We start from the raw sequence: 1,919 nt of genomic DNA on the forward strand, positions 1-1,919 counted from the left end.
GCACCTGTGTTAAAAAAATCTGGTTTGCGTCCTTGAGGCGTAGAGCGTGCTCTAAGCCCGCCCCGGATAAAACGCCTATGTGACAATCGGTGGTGCTTAAAAGTGCCCCGGTCTGACTGTTGGTCGGAATCGCATCACCAAAGAAAAAACGACCTCTGTGTCAGTCCGTCCTAGATATCCTACCTTGTCAAACCCAGATTTTCATGCTCGGTGGTGAAGCATCTCCATGAAGACTGTTTTCTAGCTCTGGTAGGAAATCACGATGCAGCCATCTCCACCAACCTGCCGGGCAGTGTCGGCTGCCGTGTCACGATTGCGGGCTTTGAGATCGAGACGCGCCTCAGCGAGCTGGGTGTGCTAGAGCTGGTCGAGCGGCCCTTTGGTGCGCCCCTGCCGTTTGTGCAGCAGGGCGTGGAAGCGGCGGCGGGGCAGATGTTCATGACGATCAACGGCGAGAGCATCGCCATCTACCCCGTTCCCGTCGGGCTCTCCGGTGGCCCCAGCGCGAGCTGGTCGCCCACGGGTGTCTACTCCCGCTGACCCTAGACAGAAAAAGCCCCGCGCCAACCTCTCCTCCCCAACCCTCCTCTCCCGGTCGTTCGTACCTCACTGGGACGAGTGCCTGCACCCAAAGGGTACCCGGGGGTTGGGGAGAGGTTCCCCGAAGAGCTTCCCTAGCCCGCCGAGAGTGTCGGGATGGTTTTGAGGAGCGGGTGACCGGTAGGAAGCAGGCCGCGCACGGCAGCACCGTAGTCTTTGGTGATCGTCGCGGCCTGCTTGTGGAGCCCATCGCGGGTGCCGATTCCCGTCGAGACACTCAGCTCAAGCTCCGCGAGGGTCTGGGCAGCGCTACGGAGGGCTTCGATGCGGGCAACAAACTCCGCCTGCGTGAGCTGCACAAGGGCGTTGTCTTCCATGAGAGGGATGCGCAGGGGAAGCTTCGCGGCGGGGACACTGGCCTGAGGGAGCCCGTTGACCCGCTCCCAGATATTGGCGATGTCGTCGTAGAGAGCAAGTAGCGTGGCGGGGGCGGTGGTGACACTGGGCAGCTCGGGAAGGCCGAGCACCTCGGGGGTATTCTTCGCCAGCCCCCGGAGCGACTTACGGGCCTGCTTGCCCGCCGTGTGCGCGGCTTTCCGGGTGCTATCGCGCACTCCCTGTGCGGTGGAGAGAGCGTTGCGCGTGGCAATCAGCGCGGTCTCGGCGTCTTGAATGTTGGTCGCCAGGTCGGTTGCACCGTCGCGCGTGGTGCTGTCGGGGAGGGTGAGTGCCTCCCCGAGTGTGGTCTCGACCTTGCCCCAGTGGGCGATGGTCTTGTTTAAGATCGGCAGGTTATTGATAAGCTTTGGCTTTGCCATAGCGGTTCCTTTCGTTGCAGAAGACAAAGAAAGTATACCACGCCTTTTTGCGACTCAAACAAGACCTCTTGCCAGTGACACACGCCTTTTTGCGACTCAAACAAGGCTTTTAGCTTTCTTCACAAGCCTTCTTATGAATGAGGCAAGCCTTCTGCCTATTGTGATCCTGCTACGGGGTATCCCCAATTTCCACCTCCCCCTGCCGCTGAGACGGCTTTCCCCCTCCGGCTTTCGGTCGTTCCTCCCTGCGAAGGGGGTAGTTAAGCACATAAAACCCTTCGCGGAGCCGGAGGGTGGTCGAGTGGTGCGAGGCCGGGAGGTAAAACTAAATGACCGTGCCCCCTCCGGTATTCAGGAAGTGGTTTGTAGCTGTACCGCCACCGTCCTCGTGACCGTTGTTGCTCCCACGGTTGTGGTCAGTGTGATCGTTCGGCTGAACGGAGGCACCTCGGAGCAGTCGAACCCAACGTTTACGGTTGTGCTCGCACCCGCCGCAAGCGTGAAGCTGGTCTTGTTGAACGTCAGCTGCGCCACGGCAGGAATCGTCACGTTAATGGAGCT

Annotated in this window: 3 protein-coding genes; 1 reads left to right on the forward strand and 2 read right to left on the reverse strand. The window is 60.2% G+C overall.

The window, feature by feature from the left end; translation table 11 throughout:
* Positions 1-210 precede the first annotated feature (210 nt).
* The gene (locus tag RMO15_RS04365) at positions 211-540 is read left to right on the forward strand and encodes a hypothetical protein (RefSeq protein ID WP_309708310.1); all 330 of its coding nucleotides are present in this window, start codon (positions 211-213) and stop codon (positions 538-540) included.
* Between the two features lie 134 nt (positions 541-674).
* Here the strand turns inward: RMO15_RS04365 and RMO15_RS04370 are convergent, their stop codons facing one another.
* Positions 675-1,358: a hypothetical protein gene (locus tag RMO15_RS04370; RefSeq protein WP_309708312.1), complete on the reverse strand. Its 684-nt coding sequence runs from the start codon at positions 1,356-1,358 to the stop codon at positions 675-677.
* A 351-nt stretch (positions 1,359-1,709) separates the two neighbouring features.
* A partial coding sequence (locus RMO15_RS04375) for a hypothetical protein (RefSeq protein WP_309708314.1) occupies positions 1,710-1,919 on the reverse strand: 210 nt, incomplete at its 5' end.

It is taken from the genome of Armatimonas sp. (genome assembly GCF_031410135.1).
Classification (GTDB): Bacteria; Armatimonadota; Armatimonadia; order Armatimonadales; family Armatimonadaceae; genus Armatimonas.